Consider the following 26,751-nt stretch of genomic DNA (forward strand, 5'->3'; position numbering starts at 1 on the left):
GATCCTATGATGAGAACAGACTCGAGAGTTGTACAGCGGAGGCATTCACCAGATCGAGTACAGGGGTAGGCATGAATCCGAGCAGGAGTGTGGCTGCTGCCAGGGTGCCTGCCGCCAGCAACTCGGTTGGGCGTAGGTCCTCCACGTTCTGCATACCCGGGCGAACCGGTCCGGTAAACAGCTGGCTGATGGTGCGCACGGCATAGGCGGCACTCAGCAGAACACCGATGGTCAACAGGGCGGCGACCCAACCCCAGCGGGCGAAGCCGCCTATCAAAGCGTTGAGCTCGGCCACGAATCCGGCCGTGCCAGGGAGTGATACGGCGGCAATAAAGGCGAGGGTGGTAAAGAATGCAAACCGCGGCATCACCCTGACCAGAGAGCTGTAGTCGGTCACATCACGGGTGCGGGTGCGTTCGTAGAGCAGGCCGATCAACAGGAACAGGGAACCCGCCACCAGGCCATGGGCGACCATCTGCATCAGGGCGCCGTGCAGTCCGGCCAGGTTGAGGGCGGCGATGCCCAGCAGCACAACCCCCATGTGGCTCACGGATGAGTAGGCGATCATGGCCTTCAGATCGCTGTGGCGCCAGGCGAGCAGGCCACCGTAGATCAGGCTGACAAAGGCGAGCGCGGCGAGGATGTCCTGCAAGGCAAGCACCGCATCCGGCAGCATACCCGCGGCACGGATCAGTCCGTATGAACCCATTTTCAATAATACACCCGAGAGTAGTATAGAGATTGGGCTCGGCGCCTCCACGTGGGCCAGGGGGAGCCAGCCGTGGAGGGGGAAGATTGGCATCTTTACCCCGAAGCCGATCAGAAAACCGAGAAAGATCAAAACCTGGGTATGTTGGGGCAGGGTGCGTCCGCTCTCCGCCATGGCGGACATGGAAAAGCTGTGGCCAGGTACGGAATCGAAAAGTACCAACAGGCTGATCAGCATGAAAACAGAACCACCCATGGTGTAGAGGACGAAATTCAGCGCCGCGCCATGACGGTTTTTCCCTCCCCAGCGGTCGATGAGGAAGAACAGCGGAATCAGGGTCAGTTCCCAGAATACATAGAACAGAGACCAGTCCTGCGCCATGAAGACACCGAGCATCGCAGACTCCAGCAGGAGTACCAGGATGTAGTAGCCCTTGACGCTCTGGTTTATCGCATTCGAGGCGAGGAGTGCAACCAGACTCAACAGGGTGGCCAACAGCACCATGGGATAGGAGAAACCGTCCAGTCCCAGGGCAAAGGAGGTGCCGAGGCGGGTATTCCACTCGGTTTGGTGAATGAACTGCAAGCCGGGCTGGCTGTAGTCGAATCCGCTGATATAGACCCATGAAAGGGCGAAAGTCGCCGCCGATGCAAACAGGGCGGTGGCGCGGATGGCCCAGTTCGCCTGCCTGGGCAGGAAAGTGATCGCGAGTGCGCCGACGAAAGGGGTTAGGAGAAGATAACTCAGATCAGGCATATCACTACCCACACCCGGGACGCCACGTCGGCCGGGTATCTGACTGCCACATCATCATATTCAGTCCCTGTTGACGCCAATCGGGGAACGCAGTGGACAATTCTCTCTGTCGTAGGTATCACCCAGTTGGTTCCAGACATAGGTCAGTGCCAGACCGATTCGGGAGTGGAAGGTGGTTTCGCCCATTTTATCCTTCAGTCCTGTACGCCGAATCGTATCCATGAACTGTTTCTTCATACGTGCGATGACCAGGGTTATGCCTTGCGCCTGCAGACGTTCCCACAAATGGTGCAATACCTCTTCACCGGTTGCGTCAATCTGATTGATGCCTTCACCATCCAGGATGATGTATTTCAGTTCCGGATTGGCAGCCACCACACCGAGCATTTTGGTTTCGAAATAGCCAGCGCTGGCAAAATAGAGCGAACCGTCGAAACGTACCACGGAGATAACCGGGCTGGTGGGTAAGTGGCGTACCCGGATGTCGCGCATTGTGCCGTCCTTGTAGCGGGAGAGCTGAGCAAAGCGGGGCCGCATGGTGCGCCACAGAAACAGTCCGAGTGAGAGGAGCACGCCGATGATGATGCCCTTGTCGAGATGGGGGGCGAATACCAGGGTCAGGACAAAGGTGATCACGGCGACGATGGCGTCATGGGGTTGAGCCTTCCAGGCATGGATGATCGGATCGATCTTGATCAGGTTGATGACCGCCATGATGATCACGGCCGCCAGGGTGGCCTGGGGCAGGTGGTAGAGCAGTGGGGTCAGAAAGATCAATGTGATCATGACCACCATGCCCGTCACGATGGATGAGAATCCGGTCATGGCGCCGGCATTGATATTCACCGCCGAACGGGAGAATGAGCCCGATACCGGGTAGCCGGAGAACATACTCGCCACCACGTTGGAGAGCCCCTGTCCGATCAGTTCCTGGTTGGCATTGAGACGCTGACGGGTACGTGCGGCCATCGCCTTGGCGATAGAGATGGCTTCCATGAAGCCGATCAGGGAGATGGTGATGGCGGCGGGTATCAGTTGCCAGATGGTGGTGAAGTCGAACATCGGCAGTGACAGCGCAGGCAGGCCCTTCGGGATGTCGCCGACCACTTTGCCCCCCGCCTCGCCGAATCCCGTCAACCATGCGATCACGGTGGTGACGACAACGGCGATCAGTACCCCGGGGAGACTCGGCGCATAACGCTTGAGCCCCCACATGATGGCAAAGGCGATAACCGCCATGCCAAAGGTCGATCCGTGGGTACTGTCGATGGCAGCCAGGATGGTGTTCCACACGGTTTCGTAGTGATGGGCCTCGCGCTCCACCGAAACCCCGAATACCTTGCCCAATTGAGAGGTGGCGATGATCAGGGCGCCGGCGTTGGTGAAACCCACCACCACGGGATGGGAGAGAAAGTCCACCAGTACGCCGAGTTTGAACAGACCGAGAAACAGCTGGAATACACCCACCATGAAGGCCAGCAGCAGGGCGTAGGCCAGATAGGTGTCGGGGGAGGTGGCAAGGGGCTCCAGGGCCGCCGCTGTCATCAGCGACACCACCGCTACCGGGCCGGTGGCCAATTGTCTCGATGAGCCGAAAAAGGCGGCCACCATGGGTGGCAGAAATGAGGCGTAGAGGCCATAGTAGACGGGTAGACCGGCAAGTTGGGCGTAGGCCATGGATTGAGGCACGAGCACCAGAGCGACGGTGATACCGGCGATGATATCGGCTCTTATCGTCTCCTTGTCCTTAATCTCACCGATCCAATCCAGAAATGGGATGAACGCCCCTTTCCAGCCCGCCATCAGACTCTGTATATGGTCCCACATGATCGTTTTCACCTAAAGGAGTTAGGTGCTTACTGGTTGCTCTTTACGACTTTTTATGCGACGAATTTAAACGCGGCAATACAGCTGCTTGGACGCCGCCGAGACCAGTTCTTGGCTGGTCTTCGGACGTATGATCGAACTTCTTAGTAAGCTATGTTTTTTTACCTGGATCATCGATTCAGGCTCCACCCAAGACCGTTTGCAGGCCTATATTAAAACATGCTAATACTAATGGATATCCCAGTGAAATGAAAGCGAAATCACTCTTTCATGGTGTTGTGCAGCTGAGTCACCAGTTGCACAATGCATTGCGGACAGATTTTTGCATTGCCGCATAAACGTCTCTCTTCAACGCTTTTCAGTACCGATGCTAGCTTGATGTTTTCACTCTCCGGGAGGATTACCTCCTCTCCCTTAGGATTAGTGAGCTGTTGCAGAGTGAGCTGGTGAGATTGGGCGTCTACACGGCAGAATATGGTCGCTAAAAGGTGCTCTTTTTGCGATGCAGTATCGATGGGGACCTGGATCGTGAAACCCCTGTTGCCACTCTCATCGGACAGCAAGTGACACATCTCACAGTGAATCTTGTATTCACTGATACGCATCTTTTTTATACCTCCCCCCAGTTGTTTATCGTCAAGCTCTCCCTGGAGAGTCCTGGTTGCTTCTATTGTTGTGGTGACTATTTGATCGTTTTTCGGCCTGTCGTAATATTTACAATTCAGGTGCCGTTGCGTGTTCTTTTGTCGATAGTTTCGGTCATTCGGAACAAACAGTATAAACTGGAACAAATAATAATACTCTTGAGTGGAGAGAAAAATTGCATCTCGGTCTGATCTTCTCGCGTGGAACGCAACAAGAATCTATAAGGGATAAAAAGGCCTTTCAACCTATTCTGGTGGGGCGGGGCCCCACCCTACCCAGGGTTCGAAGTGTAGGGTGGGGACCTGCCCCACCATTGCCGATAGTTAAGGTGGTTACTGCCTATCCAATACCCGATGATTCCGCCACTTGCTCCTCGATCTCCTCATCACTCTCGTCATGCAGTTTTCCAAGCAGATTGAAGTCATCAAGAATACAGTAGACAGCGGGCACCAGAAACAACGCCACCAGGGTGGCGGCGGTGAGCCCGAAGGCGATGCTGGCTGCCAGCGGGATCAGGATCTGCGCCTGCAGGCTCTTCTCCAACAGCAAGGGCATCAATCCGGCAATGGTACTGATGGAGGTCAACAGGATCGGTCTGAAACGGGCGCGCCCCGCCTGCTTGGCTGCGGTTATGACAGCTGTACCTGAGGCACGACTGTCGCGGATGAAAAACACCAACAGAATCGAATCGTTGACCACCACGCCAAACAGGGAGGCCATGCCGACGATACTCGGCATGGTCAGGTCGAGTCCCAATGCCATATGGCCGAAAATCACCCCGATCAGGGCCGCCGGAATGACGATCATCACCGTCAAGGGTGCGAGATAGCCCTTGAACTGCAGCGCCAGCAGCATATAGACACCGATCAGGCCAAGCAGGACATTGCCCATGATCGACTGGCCGGTCTTGGCCGACTCTTTGCTCTCTCCCTGGATATCGAATCTGATGTCGGGATAGCGCTCGAGCAGTTCAGGAATAAAGCTGGCTTTGGCGATTCCTAGCAGCTCCTGGGCATTGGCCTGGCTTCGATCCACATCCCCCTGCAGGGTCACCGTCCGTTGCCGGTTGACCCGGTTGATGCGGGCCCAGCCTCTGACCTCTTCAATATCCGCCACCACGGAGAGGGGGATCAGCGATCCCCCGGGACCGGTGATGCTGAGATTGAAGAGATCTTCAGCATCGGTACGGTCATCCGCGACAAGTTTGAGATTGACTTCGTAGGTCTCGGGTCCCACTGGAAATTCATCGATCTTGATGCCCTGATAGGAGGCGCGTACCTGTTCCGCCACCTGCCTGGCATTCAGCCCCAACACCCCCGCCCCCGGTTTCAGATGGAGGCGATACTCCCGTTTTCCGGGACGCAGGTCGTCGCTCAGATCATTCACCCCTTGATGGGTATTGAGCCACTGCTGCAGTTCATTGGATGCCTGTTTCAGGCGCTCCAGGTCATACCCCATCAGGCGCAGATCGATGGGGCGTCCTCCGGGACCGAAGGTGGGTTCGGTGAATTTGACCGATATCACATCGGTGAGCTTGCCTGTCTCAAGGCGCCAGCGGTTGATCACATCATCCAGTTTTGCATTTCTCACTTCAGCGCTGAGCAGGTCGGCCACCACCCGGGCCACATGGGGGCCGGTTTCATAGGCGTCGGGATTCTGGCCATAGATGACAGTGATGTTCTCCACCAATGGCTGCTGCTCTGGCTGGTCCGGGATGAAGGCCTGGTTAGTGCGCTGCAGTGCACTTGTGATCTCGTTTACGATGGTCTCGGTGTGCGCCAGGGGTGTCCCCTGGGGCAACAGGAGCCGTGCCTCGATCACATCCCCATCCAGGTCGGGGAATCCGACGAACTTCAATTTACCGCCCACCGGCATGGCAATGGCCAGGATCAGCAACATCAGCACAATACCGAGTGTCATATAGCGGTACTCAACGGCTCGGTCGAGCAAGGGGCCGAAGCGGGCTTCGCGGAAGCGGTCAAAACCGCGCTCGAAGCCCTCTCTGAAGCGCGACACCTGCTTACGTTTCATATGCGCCAGGGAGTGACTCAAATGGTGGGGCAGAATCAGAAAGGCCTCGAGCAGGCTGACACTGATGACCATGATCAACACCATCGGCATGATGCGCAGGATCTGGCCTATATCACCGGTGATGAAGGCGAGGGAGCCGAATACCAACAGGGTGGTTGTGAAAGAGGAGGCAATCCCGGGCAGGACCTGCTGGACACCTGTGATCGCCGCCTGCAGGGGTTTGTCCCCCTTGCTCATGCGCGAGGCGATATTCTCGGCGATCACGATGGCGTCATCCATCAACAGACCGATGCCGATCAACAGGCCGACCATGGAGATCATGTTGATGGTGACACCGATGATCGGCAGGATGAACAGGGCGCCGAGAAAGGAGACCGGCAGTCCCATGGTGACCCAGAAACTGTAACGGAAACTGAAAAACAGCCAGAGCACGAAAAATACCGCCAGCAGTCCCTGGGCGCCATTGCGCACCAGCATATCGAGCCGGTCCTTGACCACCGAGGCCCGGTCCTGGGTCAGGGTTAATCGCAGGCCTTCGGGTGAAAGTTGATTCTCCCTCTCCACGAATGACTCCACCCTGGCGAGGACATTGAGAATGTCCTGGGAGCGGGTCTTGGTGATATTGAGGATGGCCGCGCGCTGACCATTGAAGCTGATCTTCTCCTCGTCACGATCGAAGCGATCGCTGATCTCGGCGATATCGCCGAGACGGATAGTGGCGCCGCTGCTGCCGGATATCACCACCAGGTCATAGAAATCATCCACCTGTTTACGCTGATCGTCGAAACGTAACAGGATCTCCTCCCGGTCCCCCTCGAGGCGACCGGCCGGGGTGCTGATGCTGTGTGAGCCGATGGCATTGGCGATTTCCTGTGCCGAGAGTCCATATTGGCGCAGGCGCCAGGCGGGAATCTCAATGCGGATGTGATGATCCGAGAAGCCGTTGATGGTGACCTCGGCGATCTTCTCCTGGGTCAACAGTTTGGACTTGAGATGCTCCGCGTAGGCCTTCAGCGTGACCGGATCATCGGGTCCCGTCACAGCAATGGAGATTACCGCATCGGTACGGCCCAGCTCCTCTATCACCGGCAGTTCGGTCTCGGTCGGGAAGTCGGCGATGGCATCGATCTCGGCATTCACATCATCCAGGAAGCGGGTCATCTCCGCCCCTTCCATCATCACGGCCGTGGCCACGCCCACACCCTCTCGGGACTCGCAGGACATCTCGTCCAGGGTGCTGATCCCCTCCAGGGCATCTTCCAGACGGCGGCAGATGGCATCTTCGACCTCGTCCGCCGTGGCCCCCTTGTAGATGACCTGGATCTCCACTTTATCGTTCTTGATCTCGGGCAGGGTTTCCCGCTGCAGGCCGGGCAGGGCGGTCAGACCGAGGATCATGATCGACGCCATCAACAGATTGGCGGCGTTTGGATGCCGGGCAAACCAGTTGATCATTGTTCACCCTTGGCGGTAGCCAGGATCGCAGCGGCGATCTCTTGGTCTACCTTCGTTTCAAGCTGCATACCGCTTACCGCCGGCACCAGATCGGAGACGACCACTTTCTGTCCCGCTGTGATACCGGATGCAACGACACTGATCTCCCCCTGACTGAACAGCAGCTCCACCGGCTGGCGTCTGAGGCGATTCTCCCCATCGGCCAGATAGACGATGCCATCCCTGACCGCGGAACGGGGTATGACGATCCGCTCAGGTTGGGGTTTGCCCTGTAGCAAAACCTGTACGAACATACCCTTCGAGAGCGGTGGCCGTATACCTGGCTCGATTTTTTCAAAGGGTCTATCGACGGCAACGACCACACCCATGGTGCGCGTCTCCGGGTCCACATTGTCACTGAAGCGAACGAACTCCGCCTCCCACTCGGCGATGGTGGTACCCAGATCGAGCCTGACCTGGGGTTGCAGGGCGACGAAATCCGCCAGGTTTCCGTTCAGGATGTCGGCCGAGATGTCGCGTCGCTCGTGACCGATAAAGAGTCGGCGCAGGGAGGACATGGGAAAGCGTGCAATCACCTCGATCCTGTCCACCGCATCGCCCGCAAGCAGGGTCTCTCCCTTGCTCACATACTGATCGTTCTCAACGCTCATATTGCTCACTCGCAGATTGAATGGGGCGAGCAGACTGGTGTTATCCAGATCGCGCTGTGCCTGGGTCCGCTTGGCCTCCAATACCTTGCGTTTGGTCGGTATCAACGCCAGGCTGTTGTTTACATTCTGCACCGCATTGCGGCTGCTGAGCAGATTGCGTTCCGCATCATCCACCGCACTCTGGGAGGCGGTGCCTTTCTTGGCCAGTTTGCTGATCCGTTGAAACTCCCGTTGGGCGATTCCCAGGCTGCGCTCTTCAATCGATAGGGATGCCTTGGCATTGGATGCCTCCACCTCCAGCTCGGCCAGCTCCGCCTCAGCCTGGGCCAGATTGAGCTGATAGTCGGCAGGATCGATCTGCAGCAGCAGGCTGCCTTCACTGATGATCTCCCCATCCCTGAGACGGGGATGGATATCCACGATACGTCCTGCCACTTGCGCCACCGCACTCCAGACCCGGGCGGGTTGCACGGCACCATAGCCTTCGGCAACAGGGATCATATCCAGTTGCCGGGCCTCCACGATTCGCACCAGTTGGGTGGGCTCACCAGGTTCGACCTTAAGCGGCGGTTGTCGATTGCTCGCCATCAACATCAAAACCAGCAGGCCCAATGCGATGGGAGGCAGGATCAGCAGTTTGCGCCAATGGGGATGGTTATCAAGCATGATAAATCTTTCCAGGATTGTCGGATTGACAGATACGTCCATTACCAAGGCATCTGATGCAAGGTTTAAGGTTGGAAGCTGAGCGCTTGTCGTCCCTAGAATGTATCCATCGACATAAGAGTCCCCGCCATTAACTGGCAGTAGATCATGCCTAATGATCTCACTGGAAGTGCGTGGAAGTCCAATGTATGTGCGTGCTTGGATGCAGATCCTATTTAAGGGTGCGGTCCGCAAGCTGCATCATATCCGGGATATGAGAAATCAGCATGCCGATCACCGCCAACACGACAACCAGGGTGATGCCGCCGACGAAGTTGACCAGCAGATTTTTGGCTGAGCTGTGATCGGCCAGGGCATGGGCCACGTCTGCCATGTTGATCACACCCTGGAGATTGTCATTGCGGTAGACGAGGAGGCGACGGCAGCGGTGACGACGCATCAGCTTAATGGCATAGGTACAGGAGCTATCATAGGAGGCGGAGATCAGGTTGCGGGTACAGACTTCGCCTAGTTTTAGTGCATTTGCGTCTCTGCCTGCACCAACAACACGCTTCAATAGATCCCGTTCCGTGAAAAGCCCGACCACTTCACTGTTCTCAGTGACCACCAGCGAGCCGAGTTCCCGCTCCGCCATATAGGCCGCCGTGGTTTGTATATCGGTATCGCTGTCGAGGGAAGCGACAGATTCGGTAAGGATTTTGCTGAGCTTACACGCCATGGATTGATCCTGTAATTTATATCTGACTGTTATCGTCCAATGTCCGTTAATGACCAGTTCTGCAACATCCACGCCAATAATGCTGTGGTTACTGTAGGCAGAATCTTAGGCGGTCTTTAGTCAAGACAAATTACAGCTGACGATTCCTTTCGTTAATCGAAATATCCATAATAGAGGAGTGTTCATTCTAGATAGTGATCCAACCGGAGACAATGATAATCTTTGAGTTGGATGGCGACACATCCCTGTGCCGCAGCAAGCTCTGAATTAATCAGATGTTTCTTACCTGTTAGCTTCAATGATCATCGGCTGCGCCTTGAAGACGTGTTTCGAGTTGGGATTCACTGTGATCTTCACCCAGTGCACTCGGCTCGAGCCGAAGTTCTCGACACGGGTGAAGTTGGAGATAAAGCCATTCTCCACCAGGCCGGGTTTATCGACTCTGAAATAATGGGAGTCGCCATGGGCCAGGACGACAGGTTTTCCGAACGCCAGGGTACGCTGCTCAAGGGCACTCAGGATTTCGTTGAAACCGAGTCTGGCATTGGTTAGATCCGTGCCGCTGGGCAGGGCATAACCGACCTCAAGCTTGGGATTGGCCTGCATCATGATCAGCATGCCGGGTGCATCCTCTTCCATGGCCTTGTCAAAGGTGTCGTTGATCCAATGGACGGCTGCTTCGATACGCCGCGCCGCTTCCAGATCATCCGCATCACTCCTTTTCGCTGATGATGCAGCATCGAATGCCTTCAGACCGTTATTACTGCCAACCACATGAATGGCCGCAAATATGACGTCGCTCTTGCTCCAGCGAACATTCTCCGGAAACTCCTCGAAACCGGGGATAAATGCCTGGCTCTCAACTGACATGGGTTTTCCGCCAATGGTCATCCCGGGATTGGCGAAGAAGATCTCGCGCAGCCTGGCGAGGCGTTCCAGGGGTTGGTACTCACCGGCATTGACCCGATGACAATCGGTCCACTCATTATCGCCAGGGGTATAGATAAAGGGTTTATTGATTGCGTTATAGCGATCGAGACGGTCGAAAAACAGCTCATCGGAACAGTTGGATCCACCACTCTTGATGTCACCTGTGTGGATGACCCACTTCAATCTTTTTCTTTTGTTTATCTCAGCAACGAGATTATCGAATTGCGGATAGTCAGTATAGGGAGCAACGCCATAGGGTACGTCTCCAATCATGGCAAAAGAGAAACTGTCTCGTTCCTTTGATTCACGCTCCTGGTCATCGAATCTACCATCACCACTAATCGATTGGGAAGAGACCAGCAACAGCAGACAACCGGACATGGCTTTTAATATTTTCTTGTTTATCACCTCAATCTCCTAATAACAGTAATAAATGAGAGTAAGGCGTAAAGTCTAGGTTGGAGGCCTTTCAGTATGATTTAGCCAATATAGCAGCAATGTGACACATAGGAGACATGAATAGAATCAAAAAACTGTCATTTGAACTGCACTGTTCGATAAAAAAAATTTCATCAAATCCACAACAGACAGAAACCTATTGCTTATAGCGTGAGGGGCCACTCTGAACAACGACAAGGAAAGAGACCTCTCACATGCATCATCAAAAATCCCTGCTGGCGCTACTGCTAAGTCTAAGCGCTACCACTGTCTTGGCGGACACCCCCGTTTTTATCAATGAAATCCACTATGACAATGTCGGTGCCGACGCGGGTGAATTCGTTGAGATCACAGGACCCACGGGAACCGATCTGAGTGGTTGGCAACTGGTCCTCTACAATGGTTCGTCCTCGGTACTCAGTCCCTATGAAACGTTAGACTTGAGTGGAGTCTTGAGTGACGATACCGGCAGCGGTTACGGTTTCACGATGGTTGCACACAGCGGCATCCAAAACGGCGCCCCCGATGGCATAGCGCTGGTCGACAACAGTGGAACGGTGGTGCAGTTCCTCAGCTATGAGGGGAGTTTTTCCGCCAATTCAGGTCCTGCTGCGGGCATGACCAGTATCGACATAGGTGTGGCGGAGAGCTCTTCAACCCAAGTTGGAGAATCGATGCAGCTTCAAGGCAGCGGCACCCTGGATACCGACTTCGTCTGGGTTGCAGGTCTTGACGATACACCGGGTAACCTCAATATCGATCAGAGTCTGAACGGCTCTGACCCCGGCGACGGCGGGGATGGAGGAGGTGCTGGCACCCCGGACTCAGTCGCCATCTACGACATTCAGGGTGCAGGTCACAACTCGCCTTACGAGGGTCAGCAAGTCACCACGTCTGGGGTGGTGACCGCGGTGGACTCAAACGCCTTCTTCGCCCAGGACCCCTTGGGGGATAACGATCCGGCAACCTCAGATGCCATCTATGTCTTTACCCAAAGTACACCTGCGGTGGCAGTGGGTGATGAGGTGGAGCTCACCGGTGTGGTCAATGAATATACCCCTGGCGGCAGCGCTACCGGCAATCTCTCCACTACCCAGTTCTATCGTCCCGATATTGTGGTGTTATCCCAGGGCAATATCCTGCCTGATCCGGTGATGATCGGCGAGGGGGGTAGGGTGCCGCCCCAGCAGGTGATCGATAATGATCAATTCAATCAGTTCGACCCACAACAGGATGGCATAGATTTCTACGAATCCCTCGAAGCAATGCGGGTCAAGGTGATGAATGTGGTGGCAGTCTCCGCCACCAATCGCTATGGCGAGATATTTGTCCTGGCTGATAACGGAGATGACGCCACCGGTCTGAATGAGCGCGGCGGTATCACCATACGGCCCGGGGATTTCAATCCGGAGAGGGTTCAAATTGATTTCGACAGCGGCATCCACAGTCTCTATCAGTTGGTGGAGACAGGTGACCGACTGGGTCATGTCACCGGTGTGGTCGGCTATAGCTACGGCAACTTCGAGGTCTATCCCACGGAGGATTTCACACCTCAGCGTGGTGGCTTGGAGCCTGAAACTTCAATCCTCGAGTCAGAGCATAAACACCAGTTGACCATAGCCAGTTTCAACCTCCTCAATCTCGATCCCAACGATGAGGACGGCGATTCGGATCTCGCAGACGGTCGCTTCGACCAGTTGGCCGAGCAGATTGTGAATAACCTCAACTCCCCCGACATCATCGGTCTGCAGGAGGTGCAGGATAACTCTGGCAGCCTGGACGATGGTGTGGTCGATGCCGATCTGTCATTGCAGGTGCTTGTCGAGGCTATAGTCAATGCAGGTGGACCCGGCTACGAGTATATCGACAATCCGCCGCTGAACAATCAGGATGGCGGCCAGCCCGGTGGCAACATCAGGGTCGCCTACCTGTTCAATCCTGAAACAGTTGAGACGGTGTGGGAGTCGGTGACAAAAATCACCGACAGTGATCTCTCCGACGGCGACGCCTTCCTCGATAGCCGCAAGCCACTCTATGCACGCTTCAAGGCCGCCGACGATGAGTTCCATCTGATCAACAACCACTTCTCCTCGAAAGGGGGCAGCACCCCGCTGTTCGGCCAGGTACAGCCGCCGGTCAACGGCAGCGAGGATGAGCGTATCGCCCAGGCAGGTGTGGTGAACAGCTTCGTTACCTCGATCCTGGATGAGGCTCCCCATGCGAATGTAGTGGTACTGGGTGACCTCAACGAGTTCGAGTTCCTCGAGCCGCTCAAGGTATTGAAAGGCGACGACACCCCGGAACTGGTCAATATGACCGAGAGCCTGCCAACCCTTGAGCGCTATAGTTATAACTACCAGGGCAATGCCCAGGCGCTGGACCACATCCTGGTAACCTACAATTTGGCTGCCCGCGCCGAATACGATGCAGTGCATCTGAACAGCGAGTTCTCTAGTGCCGCCAGCGACCACGATCCGGTGCTACTGCGCCTGAATATGGAGGAACACGGAAAGACTCTGCGTTTTGCAACCTTCAACGCTTCATTGAATCGCAGCGCCTCCGGCGAGTTGATTGCGGATCTGAGCGGTGGTGACAATGCCCAGGCTCAGGCAGTGGCTGAGATCATCCAACGGGTTCGTCCCGATGTGCTGTTGTTGAATGAGTTCGACTACGACCCCGACGGCGAGGCGATCAGGCTCTTCAATCGCAAGTATCTGATGAAGAGCCAGAACGGGGCCAAGCGGATCAAGTACAAGTATGTCTACTTCGCCGAGTCCAACACCGGCATCCCCACCGGTCTCGACATGGACAACGATGGCGTCACGGACGGTCCGGGGGATGCGCAGGGCTTTGGCTTCTACCCCGGCCAGTACGGCATGGTGGTGCTGTCCCGCTATCCCATCAAACAAAAGAAGGTACGCACTTTCCAGCACTTCCTGTGGAAGGATATGCCCGACGCCATGCTGCCATGGGATTGGTACAGTGCCGAGGAGCGGGAGATCTTACGCCTCTCCTCCAAGAGTCACTGGGACATCCCAATCAAGGTGAAGGGGAGGATCGTGCACCTGCTGGCAAGCCATCCCACACCGCCTGTATTTGATGGCGACGAAGACCGCAATGGTCGTCGCAACCACGATGAGATCCGTTTCTGGATCGACTATATCGCGGGCGCCGACTATATGTACGATGACAAGGGCCGCTATGGCGGATTGAAATCGGGGGAACATTTCGTGATTGTGGGCGATCTCAACGCCGACCCCCATGATGGCGACAGCACCGGCAACCCGGCCGGCAAGCTGCTGGCCTCACCCCTGGTCAACACCTCGATCACCCCGGTCAGCCTAGGTGGTGCAGATGCGGCGATTAGGCAGGGTGGGATCAACACGACTCACCTGGGCGGCGCGGATTTCGATACCGCCGACTTTGCCGATTGGACGCCGGGCAATCTGCGGGTCGATTATGTATTGCCATCGGTAGGACTGGATATGATCAGTGCTGGTGTGTTCTGGCCATCCGCCAGTGACCCCCTGTTTGGTCTGGTGGGTGACTGGCCGTTCCCCAGTTCGGATCATAGATTGGTTTGGATTGATGTTTTGAAAAAGATTAATCGGGGGAAGTGGGACAGATAGACTCTGATATGGCGTTTTTACCAAAATACCAGTAGGAAGGGGTGTCGGTGGTGAGCCGGCACCCCGCTGTAGTATCAATCAGTGAAGTTCTCTATATTTTGTGAAGTTATATTTACTGTCCAGTTCGGCCCTCTCTTCATCTGATACCGATAGGTAGTATTTTTTCCACCCGGGGCAGAAATTAATATGCCAACGCCAAACCCTGCCCACTATGGATTTTGGGTTTTGGTCATATTTGTTTCTTAGATTACAGTGCTCACAATCATGCTCTGTCATATCCTCTCTCCTAATAAGTGCAGTGCACCCATCTCAAGCATAATTCATTCATTCGGGTCCGTCTGGCATTTTGCTGAAATAGTCCTGTATCAACTTCGTTCTCGCATTATGTGCATCTAGGCTTCGATCCATGTAAGGATGAGATAAATCTTCTCCATCTAATACTTTCGCTCCACGTTTTTGCGCTTCGACCCTAAGTGGAGCGGTCATGTTTGAATTGAGAACTTGATCCTTTTTTCCGGTTATCACAAAGATTTTACTGGCATCATCCGGAAGATTATTGACTGGATCAACCCTTTCAGGGCAGCCGAAATCGGAAAATCTGCTCGGGCTTGAATCAATTAATGCAGCGTCATGATCCACGCCTGATCCGATTGCATTCATCATCACAGCGCCACCGAGAGAAATGCCGTAAAGGAGGGTTTTGTCATATTTGGCATTTAAAGAGGTAATGATCTCTTTATAGTCTTCTATGATTGCGTTTATTCTTCTTTTTCCCTCTGAGTTTGCATAGCCTCTATAGTCATATATATATACATCGTATCCGCTCAATGACAGATATTTCAGTGATGTAATGATTTGATCTGCGATCATGGCGTTCCCCAGTGCCATCAGGACATACCCTTTGGGTGGGGTTCTGTTTTCAGCTTTATTGTGTGAGTTGTATCTATATCCTCGGAGTATTTTGTTATCAGAGGTTGTGAAATGTGTTTGCTCGATAAGGGGAGATACCAATGCTCTGTTCTTATCGGGCTTAGGCGCCGCCAAACTCCAGAGCCAAAAAAGGAAAGGCTCCTGTATAGATCCGCATACGGTTTTTTCTCTTTCATCTGCAGCTGCATTGCTTACCAAGATGAAAAGGAAAAGTAGAGTTGTTGGAATGTTCATAGTGTCTCGGGATATTTACTCCGGTCGATGCTCGCGTATCGACTGCGCAGCCGCGAATTCAACTGCTTCCCCGATGGACTCCAGGGGCCAGCGGCGGTCATCCTCGTAGCGGTACAGTTCATCATTGATGTCGAAGTACAAGACCCGTTCTCCGAGTCCGCGTTTGCGTAGAGAACTCAATTCCTCAAACAGCACCTGACTGTAGTTACTCTCGACAATGATGGCCTGGGCAAGGTCGATCGCGGCGGTGAAAACGTAAAACCACATGTTCATCTCCCGAGCCGGCGAGACTCCATCGGGCGGCATCAGCTGATTAGGCACTTCGACGCACACAGGTTGCGGTGGTGGATTAGGCCGGGATTGGGGCCAGAGCAGCATTGTGTAGTATCCGGCCTGATCTAGACGCAAGGTCAATCTACCGATCCTGGGCAGGAAGTTCTCTGCCTTCCAGGTTAAAAGCTTGCGGGATTCTTCCACATCGATCTCTTCATCCTCAGTGATCTCCAGGAAGAACTTCTCGTCAAACTGCCGAGACCAGAGGACAAGGCAAAACGGGTGCTTGATATCCATGCGCAGATTCTGGGCATAACGACGCGCCTCGTCGGTGCACCAGTTGCCTTGCATACTTCCCGCCGCGTCGATATCAAGCATCTGTTGACCAGCAAGCATCACTTCTTGTCGCAAACCTTCCCTGCGGGTTTGATAGTCGCTCAACCATTTTCTGTAGAGTTCATCGCTCATATCGACAGTCTCCTTCCGTCGTCATGCTCTCGGTATTATCCACTATGAATTGTACTAGATATGTAGGGGTTTCAGGCGTGAATATTCACTTCCGGGCAGATAAAGCTATATTCCTGATCTATACTCGCTCGCAAAAAGGAGATCGAATCATGCACATGTTTATTCTCATCTTCCTGTCATTGATCTTGCCTACCACTTATGTTTATGCGGGTGATATGCAAGGCAGTCGTGATCACCCGGAAATTCCACGTGTGGCTGGTTCGGAAATCATCGGTTTTGAATACAACGAGTACGATGCCGCCAACTTTTTGAAAGCAGACGCGAGTAAAAAAATAACCCTGGTTAATCCGGAAGGTAAACGGACGCGTATTCTCTATCTGGCAAAGGCGGGCGATAAGCCGCTGATGGTACAGAAGAACTATGATACTGCCTTGAGGCAACTGGGAAATGCCAATGAGATATACAGTTGCAAAAACACAGGATGTAACAGACATCTGCTTGCGACCACATTCTGGACGCGCAACACAATGGTTCCAACCGAGGGGCTAACTCACCCGTTTTATTTGCTGGGCTTCTCTCACACCTTCACTTCGCCGGCATATCGCTATATTGACGTAACGACGGATAGTACCAGATATCATGTTGGTGTGTCTGCCGCGGTTATCGCCGCGAACAACTCCAACAAGAAATTCAGGGAACGGACTGTGATGCTGGTTGAGATTCTGGAGGTCAGCAATTTTGAGGCAACCCTGGAGTTTGTCGACGCATCCGAAATGCAGCAGCAAATTGGAGAGTCTGGGCACGTGGCCCTGTACGATATCCAGTTCGATCATGATAAAGCGACGTTACGACCTGAGTCCAATGAAACGATCACCGAGATAGTGAAGGCATTGAAATCAGATCCCGCCTTACAACTCTACGTGGTAGGACATACTGATGATGTCGGAAGTCTGACGTACAACCAGGATCTTTCTCTGAAGCGCGCCAATAGTGTCGTTAAGTCATTGGTTGCCGCCGGCATCGAAGACAGCAGACTGACTGCGCTTGGTGTCGGACCTGCAGCACCGGTCAGCAGTAATGATACGGAAAGCGGTCGGGCAAAAAATCGACGTGTTGAGTTAGTAAAGCAGAGAACGGTTGACTGATGGAAAAGCCATTAATATGGAGAAATAGAGCAGTGTCGCGATAAGGATAACCGCAGTAAAGCCGAGATCGATAGCGATCAGCGTCGCCAATCCGGCACTGATCACAGAGGCATAACCGTTGATGCCCCAAGCCCATGGGATCAGGTTCGAGTCCTGCTTTTTCATTAAGGAGATGGCAAGAGGAAATGGCATCCCCATAAAGAATGCCAAAGGTGCGATAAGAAGTGAGGAGATTATGAACTTAATACCCATGGGGTGATGACCCAATTGCCTGAACAGCGGCTCCAATAGAAACAGGTAACTTAGACTTAATGTGGCAATGGCAAGCACCGCCAGGAGAGCGATTCTGTAGTGCGATCTTGTATGGGACCAACGCTCGCTAACAAAACTACCTAACCCCGCAAACAGCAGAAATCCAGTGAGAGAGATCGAGATGGCATAAATGGGGTGGTGCAGAAAAAGAATGAATTTTTGTATGGTTGCGATTTCGATAAACAGGAAAGCCACACCGATAGCGAAGAAGTAGTAGAAAACACGCCAGCGGCTCAAGCCCCCACCTGTTGTCCCTGTGTTGCGCGAGATGATGTGTAAGGGCAGCAGTATCAACAGGGCGCTGAGCAGCGTGGTGATCACCAGGGTAATGATCAGGATGATGTAGCCCCACTCGATCAACGGCATGCCCCCCTGGTGGCGCAGCTTCAATGCCTCGAAGAAGCTCTCCCATTTGAAGAAGTGGTGGAAATAGGGTCTGTCGTCCGAAGCGGGCTGGAGATCGAATTTATAGCTCTCCAGGAGTTGGTCCTTGTCACCCGAAACGATCTGTTTGCTTGCCCGGTAGAAATAGGGTTCACGCAGTTGGTTGTAACGGTTTGCCTGCGCTTCGTTGAGGCGATGGCTGTAGGCCAGGTCAAAAAGCCTTGCCTGGCAAAAGGTGTCCGCCAGATCGAGCTCCTGAGAGGTGAAGGTCCCGTTCTTCACCAGCAGGGTAGCGGTCTGCCAGTTTCGAATCAGCAGCAGACGTTTATCCAGATCACTCAGTCCCAGGGTCTCCATCGCCTGATGGGCGGTGAGGAGGAGTTTGAGGGTATCTCTGGGAGGTACCTTGATCCAGCGAGTGATAGCGAGATAGCCGTCCGGCGCCAGGTGTGAGAGGTAGAGCGCGAGGGCCTCCCGGGTATAGAGATAACTTTCATTCAAGGCATACAGGCCCGATGACGATGCGCTGGCCGCGTCGACCAGGGCGATCTGGATCAGGTCATACTGTTTATCACTTTGGCCGAGGAAGTCCCGCGCTTCGGCGATGTGCAGCCTGGTGGTGGGGTTGTCATAGATTTCACCGGCGAACGCTTTGTAGTCGTTTCTCAGCAACTCAACCAGCTGGGGATTGAGTTCCAGGGCATCTATCGATTCTGTCCGGTGGTAGCGTGCCAGCAGCAGGTCGGAGCCGGTACCGCTGCCGATCACCAGCAGTTCGGCAGGCCTTTTCAGATGGTAGGGGAGGGCCGAGGTTGTCTGGTCGAGATAGCTTAAGGCATCGAGGTCGCCGCTGAAGCGGGTGATGGCGGACATGTTGTCCGCATCGGTGAAGAGTCCCAGCTGTTGCGGTGGTTCCCGAGGGTTGATCAGGCTCAGCCCAGGGGCGTGGCGCAGTGGCATCTGGTCGCTGGCCACAAGGGTCAGGTAGCCCAGGGGGCTTGAGTATTGATCGACAACACCTGTGCCCTTGATCTGCAGTGTCTGCATCAATCCTTTATAGGGGGAGAAGTTGAGGGTGATCAATGGGGTGGTGTTGATCAGCAGAATCCCAATCAGCATCAGGGGAATGTAGAGCCGGGATTTATAAGAGAGATCGAGCTCCCATATGGCAATGGCCACTGCCGCCAAGCCGGCAAGGGTGATGGCAACCAGGATCTGTTGCGGCATCAGCAGAAACATGATCAGTACTATGCCCAGCGCCCCTATACCGGCGCCCAGCAGATCGACGGCATAGATGGTGGAGACCTGTTTCTCGCTGTAGACCATGAAGGTCATACAGATGGCACTGGCGGTGAAGACGAACGGCAGTGCCAGCAGCAGGCAGATGATCGCCAGATTGAGGGCCTGGCGAAAATCCCACAGCAGCTCCTCACTGTTGAAACTGAGCGACTGTGCAATCAGGTATGCCCCCAGGGCGCTAAGGGCGAAGAGCATCAGGGAGAGGGGATAGAGCCATCGGTAGTGGCGGGCGATCCTGGGCTGAATGGTCGAGAGCAGACTGCCGCTGATCCCGTAACCCAGCAGCGCCAGGGCGATGATCATGTAGGCGAAGTGGTGCCATTGAATAATCGAGAAGAGCCGCATCAGCAATATTTCATAACCGAGTGCCGATGCCGAAAGAATCGAGATCGAGATGTAGGGTGGACGATTCAAAATTATTCAATGCTCTCCAGTAAGCGGCACAAACCTGACAGGTAGAATCTGACGCACCCTGACCTCCTTGTCATCACCTTTGTCGACCAGCAGCAGCTGTTGGGTCATGAAGCGGCTCCCCACCGGGATGATCATCTTCCCTCCCGGTTTCAGCTGCTCGATCAGGGGAGGGGGGATGTGGCTGGCGGCAGCGGTGACGATGATGATGTCGAAGGGGGCATGCTCCTTCCAGCCGTAATAGCCGTCGCCGATGGAGACCTCTATGTTGTCATAACCGAGGCGCTTTAATCGCTCGGTTGCCTGTTTTCCCAGGGGTTCCACGATCTCCATGGTGTAGACCTTTTCCACCAGGCGCGAGAGCACCGCGGCCTGGTAACCGGAACCTGTGCCTATCTCGAGCGCTATGTCATCGGTCTTGGGATTCATCAGATCGGTCATGATCGCCACGATATAGGGTTGAGAGATGGTCTGGCCAAACCCTATCGGCTGGGGGCGGTTTTCATAGGCCCTGTCGCGGATATCCAGGGGTACGAACTGATGACGCGGCACCTCTGCCAGCGCCTTCATGACCCGAGAATCGAGCTGTCTTTTATCCAGATAGCTACTGGTCTCACGGACATCCTGTTCGATCAGTCTCACCATCCTCTGGCGGGCGGCGCTGTAGTCGTCATAGCCCACTTTTGCGACTGCATCGATACAGAAGAGAATCAGGACGAATAGCAGCAGGTAGAGAAATCGACTGATGGTCATGTCTGTCTCCTCCTTTCCTACTTACAAATATAGTTCTTGGGGGAAAATAATGAGTCCGCAAATGAACGCAAATATAAGTTATTACCGCTTAATTCAGTGCTTACCTAATGATTGACTTTCACTATAGGGCAGGAGGGCAACCCCGGGTCACCATATTGGCTAGTTAAAAATGCCCTATTTGCGTTCATTAGCGTTCATTTGCGGACTAACAATCATTCACACTGATATGTGGCTGACTCCTACACCTACCTGTCACCAGGTTACTGAGTCAATATCAGCGTTGGCGGAGTGACAATAGTTGGAGTTGTCGGAGTCAATGGTCTTCTGACCTTGACCATGGTAGTTGATGTTGCTGTTCCTGAGGAACTTTTTGCTGTCAGCGTGTAGGTCGTATTACGCCTGGGCGAGATTTTGAGGGACCCGGTTGTTCCAACACGGCCGATACCGGGATTGATTTCAACATCAGTGGCGTCTCTGGTTCGCCATCTAAGGGTTGTGGATTTACCCAACTCAATAGTGCTTTTTTCGACAGAGAGGCTCGATTTTGGAATGCTGGCCACTGGGCTTGAGTTGACTTGAACGGAGAGCCTTTGCTTCACAGATCTATTCTCAGAGCCTCTGGCGGCCAGGGTGTAGGTTGTGTTTTCCGTGGGTGATATATCCTTGGATCCGGAGCTCGGAACCGTGCCGATATTTGGATGAATAGTCACTTTCCTGGCGTTATTCGTGACCCACCTCAATTTGGTGGTAGCCCCCTGATCGATCCTGTTTGGATTGGCTTGGAACTCAACAATGCTTGGTGCCGGGCTCTGGCTTCCTGAGTACCATACGAAGAGACCAACGAGGGCACTGACCAGGGCAATCCCCAGCACGCCTATCAAGAGCGCCTTGTGGTTAGATTTCGGTTTATTCTCTACTGACTTTTTACGCGTCGATACTATTGGCCTTGTTCCCGTTCTGTCCCTTTCCAGGCCCTCGATTAGTCGATCGCAATCGGTTCGAAAGTCCGGGTCGGGCCTCACCAGCATACCGTTTCGCTTGGAAAAATCGCGGATACTCTCTGGCAGATCCTTCGCTTTGGGCATCGATGCGCGCCGAACCAATAGGGGGATTACCGGTATGTTTCGCTTCAGTGCCGATTCCAATTCAATGCGGACAAAGTCCCCTGGCAGATCCAGGCGTCGATTGCCGCTCGCGTCTGTGGACGATAGCCAATCGCGGCCGATTACAGCCAGTAGAACCTCGCACTTGCCCACCTTCTCATCGATGTACTTGGAAAAATCGACACCCAGGGGGATATCGTCCACGTCCATGAACAGGGCCGAATCTCCAAAGTGCTCGACAAGGCGGTCATGAATCCTGCCAGTAACGTCCGCACTGTCTTCGCGTCGGTAAGAGATGAAGATGTTAGCGATGAGAGTTCTCCTTGGTGTCCCATCCTGTGCTTATCCGTGATGACTGCTTTCTCATCTACAGTTTATATGAGAATGAGAGTTTTTTTAGAGTAAATATTCCACAACCGATTCACCCGCTATCTGTAGGTAATTCGAGGGCTTTTCACCGTGTGATGAGTGGTTTTGCATCCCTTGTGAGCAGAGGATCAGTGGTGCCTCATACCGCTGGTGGCTTGATACCGAACAGGATTGCATACAGGGTCGGTACAAACAGCAGTGTCAGCAGGGTGGCGAATCCCAGACCCGCCATGATGGTCAGCGACATATTGACGAAGAACACATCCTGCAATAAAGGAATCAGTCCGAGTATGGTAGTGGCGGCGGCAAGCACCACCGGGCGCAGGCGACTCACGGTGGAATCAAGTATCGCGGTATAGGCCTGTTTTCCCAGCGAGCTCTGTTGATCGATCTCGTCGATCAGGACGATGGCGTTCTTGATCAGCAGGCCGATCAGCGACAGGGCGCCCAGCAGGGACATGAAATCGAATGCGCCATTGAACGTCAGCAGACCGGCTGTTATGCCCACGGCCGCCAGGGGCACCGTCAGCCAGATCAACAGGGGTTGACGTACCTTGCCGAACAGCAGGATCGTGACCAGGATCATGAGCAGAAAGCCTACCGGTAGTGAACTCATCAATCCCCCTTGGGCATTGGCAGAATCCTCATATTCACCCCCCCATGAGAAGCTGTATCCCGGCGGTAGCGGTATCGCCTCGATTTCCGGCTTCAATTGGTTGAACAGGGGAGTGGCCAACTCCTCCACAGAGTTGCAGGAGGCAATGATGGTCTGAATGCGGTCACGGGAACGTATGAGGGTGTTCTCGAACAGGGTTGTATAACCGCTGACCACCTGGGCGGCAGGGACAGACTGGTTCAGGGCCGGACTCCAGATGCTGATGTCCTGCAGATTACCGGGATCCTTGCGCTCCACTTCGGGGGCGCGCATCAATATCGGCAGGATACGTATGCCGTCGCGATAACGGCCCACCGGGGTGCCGTCATAGGCATACTGCAGCGCGGTTGCCAGGTGTTCCCGGGTGATGCCCAATTGCCTGCCCACCTGTTCATTGAAGATGGGTCGAATCAACTTTACCGGTTGTCGCCAGTCGTCCCGCACGTCCTTCGATCTGGGATCGGCATGCATGAGGGCCTGGGCATGCTGCGACAGCTTCCGCAGGACTGCGGGATCGGGTCCATGGAAACGTGCCTCGATCTTACTGTCCCTGCCGGGGCCGATACGCATCGACTTGATAATCGGGTCGGTCCAGGGGAGTTGCTCCCGCATATAGCCCTCGACCTTGTGCCAGATCTCCGGGATGCGTTCCAGGGTATCGGTCTTGACGATGATCTGGGCATAGGCGGGCGATGTCTCCCGTGGATCGTAAACCAGGGTGAATCGCTGATGGGGTCCGCCGATGGCGGTGCTCGTCTGCACCACCCCTTCCTGTTCCCGGATAAAGGCCTCCACATTGAGGGTGTCTTCCCGGGTCTTCCTGATATCTGTTCCCTCGATCTCCCAGATATCGACAAAAAAGAGGGGCGTGTTGGACTCTGGAAAAAAGGCCTGTTTGACACTGCCGAAACCGATCACGGCCAGGATGAATAATGAGATCACTATAGCGACAGTAATCCAGCGCAGCCGGATGGCCCGATCCACAATGCTGCGGAAAAGGGTGAAGATTGCACCTCCGTAGGGGTCCTTGGGACTGTCACCACCGGGTTGCCCCGGCTTTATCAGTAGGGCGCAAAGCAGGGGGGTGGTTGTGATGGCGGTAATCCAGGATAGCAGCAGGGAGTAGAGAATCACCCAAAAGAGTGAATTGGTGAACTCGCCGGTACTGTCCGGTGAAAGGCCGATGGCGGAGAAGGCCAGGATGCCGATCACGGTGCCGCCCAGTAGCGCCCAGATGGTCTTGCCAACCGTCTCCCGCGCCGCATCCACCGCCTGCATACCGGCCTGGAGACGCACCAGCATACCCTCGGCCACTACAATCGCGTTGTCCACCAGCATACCGAGGGCAATCACCAACGCACCCAATGAGATACGTTGCAGCTCAATGCCTTCCAGATGCATGATGAAGAGGGTGCCCGCCACGGTGATCAACAGCACCGCGCCGATGATAAAGCCCACCCGCAGACCCATGAACAGCAACAGCACAATAATAACGATAACCACCGCCTGGCCGACACTGACGATGAAGCCACTGACCGATTTATCCACCTCGGCGGGCTGGTTGTAGATCTCGATCAAATCCATGCCGAGGGGAATCGTGGGGATCAGTTCCATCACCCGTTGCCGCAGACTCTCCCCCACCGCGACCACATTCTCACCGGCCTGCATGGAGATACCCAGGGTCAACGCCGGTTTGCCGTTGACATAGTACATCTGGCTGGGGACCTCCTCATAGGCGCGGGTTATCTCGGCGATATCCTTGAGGTAGACCAGTTTCTTTTCATCGGAACCGATCAGCACATCGCCGATCGCCTTGACCGAATTGAACTCCCCGGTGGGTTCGATGCGCAGATACTCATTGCCGACACTGGCGTTACCCGCGGTGACCACCACATTCTGTGATTCCAGGATCTGTGAGATCTGGCTCGGTGATATCCCCAGTTCACCCAGCTGTGCACGGGAGATGTCCACATAGACCACCTCTTTCTGCGTCCCGCCGATGGAGATCTTGCGGATGCCGGGTACCAGTACCAGTTGGCGCTTGAATGCATCGGCGAAATCCCACAGATCACGCCAGCTGTAACCCTCACCCGTAAGCGCCAGATAGACACCGAAGACATCGCCGAAATCATCGATCACGATCGGGCTCTGCGCGCCAGGGGGCAGTTTGCCTTGCATGTCGGCGATCTTGCGCCGCAACTCATCGAAGATGTTGGGGAAGTCGTCGGCACGGTATTTGTCTTTGAATTCGATCTGAATATCCGATACACCAGGTCTGGAGATCGACATCTTGATCCGTTTCACCTGCTGCATGCGTTGGATGGCATCCTCCACATGGTAGGTGACTTCATCCTGAACCTGCTTGGCGGATGCCCCGGGATAGTAGGTGATGATCTTGGCCATCTTGATGGTGAAGGCGGGGTCTTCCAGTTTGCCGATTCGATCGAATGCCCAGAAGCCGCCACCAAGCATGATGATCACCAACAACCAGGAGATCACTGGTGTACGTACCGAATATTCACCGATGTTCATCCCGCGCCCCTCATCGCTGCTGTGTTCTGCTCAGTTATCACTGATTATTCAGCTCCTGTGTGCGGGGTTCCGCCTGTTCCCGATCAGGCAGCAATCTGACTTGCATATCCTCAAGCAGAAAGGGGGTGCCGGCAGTGACGATCCGCTCACCCGGATCGAGACCTTCCAGGATCTCAACCCGGCTTCCCAGGAGCCGGCCGATTTTCACCTTGCGGGATTTGACGGTCATGCTCTGTTCATCGATAACCCAGGCCCTGGACTCGAGATTGCTGTCGCCCACGACCGCCGTTGCCGGGACCAGGTGACGCTGACCATTGTTGAGAAAGCCGCTCAGGTCGACAACCGCTGTGGCAGTCATCCCCGGCAATATGGTGACGTCGTCCACCTGCTGCATGGTATAGGTCACCTGGAAGGTCTGGGTTTTGGCATCGGCTTTGGTGCTGACTTCGCGAAAGGTGAGGGGGTAGCTCTTACCCGGTAGATCGGAGAAGCGTACCTTTACAGGTATCTGCCTGCGTCTCGATTCCGGTGACTCCCTGTCAGGCTGGAGCTCGCGAAGCTGACTCTCCGGTACATCGAATTTAACCTCCAGCGTGGTGATATCCTGCAGATCCAGGATCACCTGCTTGGCTTGTACCTCTTCGAAGTTTTCAATATGGCGCTTGGCAATGACACCCTTGAACGGGGCGGTCAGCTTGGTGTAATTGAGCTCTTGCTGGGCGGATTCCAAGGCGGATCTGGCACCCTTGAATTCAGCTTCAAGGCGATCGTAATCCATCTTTGAGATGTGCCCCTTTTTCACCAGCTCCTGGGCCCGGGCATAGTCCTTTTTTGTCTTGTCGAAATTCGCCTTGCGATTGTTATAGGCGATCTTATAGTCGGTGATATCCAAGGTGGCGATCAGTTGACCCTTCTCCACATGATCGCCCTCTTTCACGGACAGCTGTTCAACCTTGCCAGCAACCCTGAATGCAAGGTCCGCCTTTCTGCCGGCATCGATTCGTGCGGGGAATGAACGGATAGCGGAGGCGTCAGCTTGCTCAACGATAAAGCTCTTTACAGGGCGCACCGCCTCCTTACTGTCGGGTGGCGATGGTTTGTCGCAACCAAATAATGTGGCAGCAATCAGGATGATACCTGCACAACGAAATCCACAACCATGCATGTCGAAACCCCCCCATGCTTCTGCCGAACGGATAGTAATTATTTAGGCTGGTAGGTGGATAAGTATAACTGCCTTCACGAGTTTAATTACAACATAGTGAAAGGGGAGAACAATCCTAAAATGCAGTGTGTTATTACTCCTTATTGTCACTTCATTCGGGTGCAAATTTATAATCGGCAGGGCTTAGCTCAATGCCAACCCGGGTATTGTCGTAGATATGGTTTACACTTGATAGATCAGGTGTCGTAAAGCCTGTGGCCAGCA

16 protein-coding genes are annotated in these 26,751 nt (G+C 54.4%); 2 read left to right on the top strand and 14 right to left on the bottom strand.

Annotated elements, in window-relative coordinates; translation table 11 throughout:
• Window positions 1-4: 4 nt before the first annotated feature.
• The 7 genes from R2K28_RS08245 to R2K28_RS08275 form a co-directional block, all read right to left on the bottom strand.
• Complete coding sequence (locus R2K28_RS08245; RefSeq protein ID WP_316369063.1) at window positions 5-1,465, bottom strand: complex I subunit 4 family protein; 1,461 nt, start codon at window positions 1,463-1,465, stop codon at window positions 5-7.
• Between the two features lie 60 nt (window positions 1,466-1,525).
• Window positions 1,526-3,292 carry a SulP family inorganic anion transporter gene (locus tag R2K28_RS08250; RefSeq protein ID WP_316369064.1) on the bottom strand — a complete coding sequence of 589 codons (1,767 nt, stop codon included), beginning with the start codon at window positions 3,290-3,292 and terminating at the stop codon, window positions 1,526-1,528.
• A gap of 260 nt (window positions 3,293-3,552) precedes the next feature.
• A complete protein-coding gene (locus tag R2K28_RS08255; protein ID WP_316369065.1) occupies window positions 3,553-4,083 on the bottom strand; it encodes a hypothetical protein in 531 nt (176 codons plus the stop codon).
• A 193-nt stretch (window positions 4,084-4,276) separates the two neighbouring features.
• Complete coding sequence (locus tag R2K28_RS08260) at window positions 4,277-7,423, bottom strand: efflux RND transporter permease subunit (protein ID WP_316369066.1); 3,147 nt, start codon at window positions 7,421-7,423, stop codon at window positions 4,277-4,279.
• Entirely contained in the window at window positions 7,420-8,739 is a 1,320-nt protein-coding gene (locus R2K28_RS08265; RefSeq protein WP_316369067.1) for an efflux RND transporter periplasmic adaptor subunit, read from the bottom strand. The genes R2K28_RS08260 and R2K28_RS08265 overlap by 4 nt, the downstream gene beginning before the upstream one ends.
• 211 nt (window positions 8,740-8,950) lie before the next feature.
• Complete coding sequence (locus R2K28_RS08270) at window positions 8,951-9,457, bottom strand: CBS domain-containing protein (protein ID WP_316369069.1); 507 nt, start codon at window positions 9,455-9,457, stop codon at window positions 8,951-8,953.
• 282 nt (window positions 9,458-9,739) lie between these two features.
• Complete coding sequence (locus R2K28_RS08275; RefSeq protein WP_316369070.1) at window positions 9,740-10,795, bottom strand: metallophosphoesterase; 1,056 nt, start codon at window positions 10,793-10,795, stop codon at window positions 9,740-9,742.
• Between the two features lie 245 nt (window positions 10,796-11,040).
• On the opposite strand from R2K28_RS08275, the gene R2K28_RS08280 reads away from it, so the two are divergent.
• On the top strand, window positions 11,041-14,454 hold the full coding sequence (locus tag R2K28_RS08280) for an endonuclease/exonuclease/phosphatase family protein (RefSeq protein WP_316369072.1): 3,414 nt from the start codon (window positions 11,041-11,043) through the stop codon (window positions 14,452-14,454).
• 324 nt (window positions 14,455-14,778) lie between these two features.
• Here R2K28_RS08280 and R2K28_RS08285 read toward each other — a convergent pair whose 3' ends face one another.
• Both R2K28_RS08285 and R2K28_RS08290 read right to left on the bottom strand, forming a co-directional pair.
• Window positions 14,779-15,618: an alpha/beta hydrolase gene (locus R2K28_RS08285; RefSeq protein WP_316369074.1), complete on the bottom strand. Its 840-nt coding sequence runs from the start codon at window positions 15,616-15,618 to the stop codon at window positions 14,779-14,781.
• 15 nt (window positions 15,619-15,633) lie between these two features.
• Window positions 15,634-16,359: a hypothetical protein gene (locus tag R2K28_RS08290; protein ID WP_316369076.1), complete on the bottom strand. Its 726-nt coding sequence runs from the start codon at window positions 16,357-16,359 to the stop codon at window positions 15,634-15,636.
• A gap of 77 nt (window positions 16,360-16,436) precedes the next feature.
• On the opposite strand from R2K28_RS08290, the gene R2K28_RS08295 reads away from it, so the two are divergent.
• Window positions 16,437-17,504, top strand: coding sequence for an OmpA family protein (locus R2K28_RS08295; protein ID WP_316369077.1), 1,068 nt, complete (start codon window positions 16,437-16,439; stop codon window positions 17,502-17,504).
• Here the strand turns inward: R2K28_RS08295 and R2K28_RS08300 are convergent.
• From R2K28_RS08300 to R2K28_RS08320, 5 genes are all read right to left on the bottom strand, one after another.
• Window positions 17,478-19,913, bottom strand: a complete 2,436-nt coding sequence (locus tag R2K28_RS08300) for a hypothetical protein (protein ID WP_316369078.1) — start codon at window positions 19,911-19,913, stop codon at window positions 17,478-17,480. The genes R2K28_RS08295 and R2K28_RS08300 overlap by 27 nt on opposite strands.
• 6 nt (window positions 19,914-19,919) lie before the next feature.
• Entirely contained in the window at window positions 19,920-20,555 is a 636-nt protein-coding gene (locus tag R2K28_RS08305; protein ID WP_116448255.1) for a protein-L-isoaspartate(D-aspartate) O-methyltransferase, read from the bottom strand.
• 368 nt (window positions 20,556-20,923) lie between these two features.
• Window positions 20,924-22,078: a toll/interleukin-1 receptor domain-containing protein gene (locus R2K28_RS08310; RefSeq protein WP_316369706.1), complete on the bottom strand. Its 1,155-nt coding sequence runs from the start codon at window positions 22,076-22,078 to the stop codon at window positions 20,924-20,926.
• Between the two features lie 196 nt (window positions 22,079-22,274).
• Entirely contained in the window at window positions 22,275-25,322 is a 3,048-nt protein-coding gene (locus R2K28_RS08315; protein ID WP_316369079.1) for an efflux RND transporter permease subunit, read from the bottom strand.
• A gap of 37 nt (window positions 25,323-25,359) precedes the next feature.
• Window positions 25,360-26,487 carry an efflux RND transporter periplasmic adaptor subunit gene (locus R2K28_RS08320; protein WP_316369081.1) on the bottom strand — a complete coding sequence of 376 codons (1,128 nt, stop codon included), beginning with the start codon at window positions 26,485-26,487 and terminating at the stop codon, window positions 25,360-25,362.
• Between the last annotated feature and the right edge of the window lie 264 nt (window positions 26,488-26,751).

It is taken from the genome of Candidatus Thiodiazotropha sp. CDECU1, from assembly GCF_963455295.1.
Classification (GTDB): domain Bacteria; phylum Pseudomonadota; class Gammaproteobacteria; order Chromatiales; family Chromatiaceae; genus Thiodiazotropha.

Excerpts from the sequence above, each read along its gene's own strand:
- R2K28_RS08260 (WP_316369066.1), bottom strand. The coding sequence starts at position 7,423 with ATGATCAACTGGTTTGCCCGGCATCCAAACGCCGCCAATCTGTTGATG.
- R2K28_RS08250 (WP_316369064.1), bottom strand. The coding sequence starts at position 3,292 with ATGTGGGACCATATACAGAGTCTGATGGCGGGCTGGAAAGGGGCGTTC.
- R2K28_RS08285 (WP_316369074.1), bottom strand. The coding sequence starts at position 15,618 with ATGAACATTCCAACAACTCTACTTTTCCTTTTCATCTTGGTAAGCAAT.
- R2K28_RS08280 (WP_316369072.1), top strand. The coding sequence starts at position 11,041 with ATGCATCATCAAAAATCCCTGCTGGCGCTACTGCTAAGTCTAAGCGCT.
- R2K28_RS08305 (WP_116448255.1), bottom strand. The coding sequence starts at position 20,555 with ATGGTGAGACTGATCGAACAGGATGTCCGTGAGACCAGTAGCTATCTG.
- R2K28_RS08245 (WP_316369063.1), bottom strand. The coding sequence starts at position 1,465 with ATGCCTGATCTGAGTTATCTTCTCCTAACCCCTTTCGTCGGCGCACTC.
- R2K28_RS08320 (WP_316369081.1), bottom strand. The coding sequence starts at position 26,487 with ATGCATGGTTGTGGATTTCGTTGTGCAGGTATCATCCTGATTGCTGCC.
- R2K28_RS08315 (WP_316369079.1), bottom strand. The coding sequence starts at position 25,322 with ATGAACATCGGTGAATATTCGGTACGTACACCAGTGATCTCCTGGTTG.
- R2K28_RS08265 (WP_316369067.1), bottom strand. The coding sequence starts at position 8,739 with ATGCTTGATAACCATCCCCATTGGCGCAAACTGCTGATCCTGCCTCCC.
- R2K28_RS08290 (WP_316369076.1), bottom strand. The coding sequence starts at position 16,359 with ATGAGCGATGAACTCTACAGAAAATGGTTGAGCGACTATCAAACCCGC.
- R2K28_RS08270 (WP_316369069.1), bottom strand. The coding sequence starts at position 9,457 with ATGGCGTGTAAGCTCAGCAAAATCCTTACCGAATCTGTCGCTTCCCTC.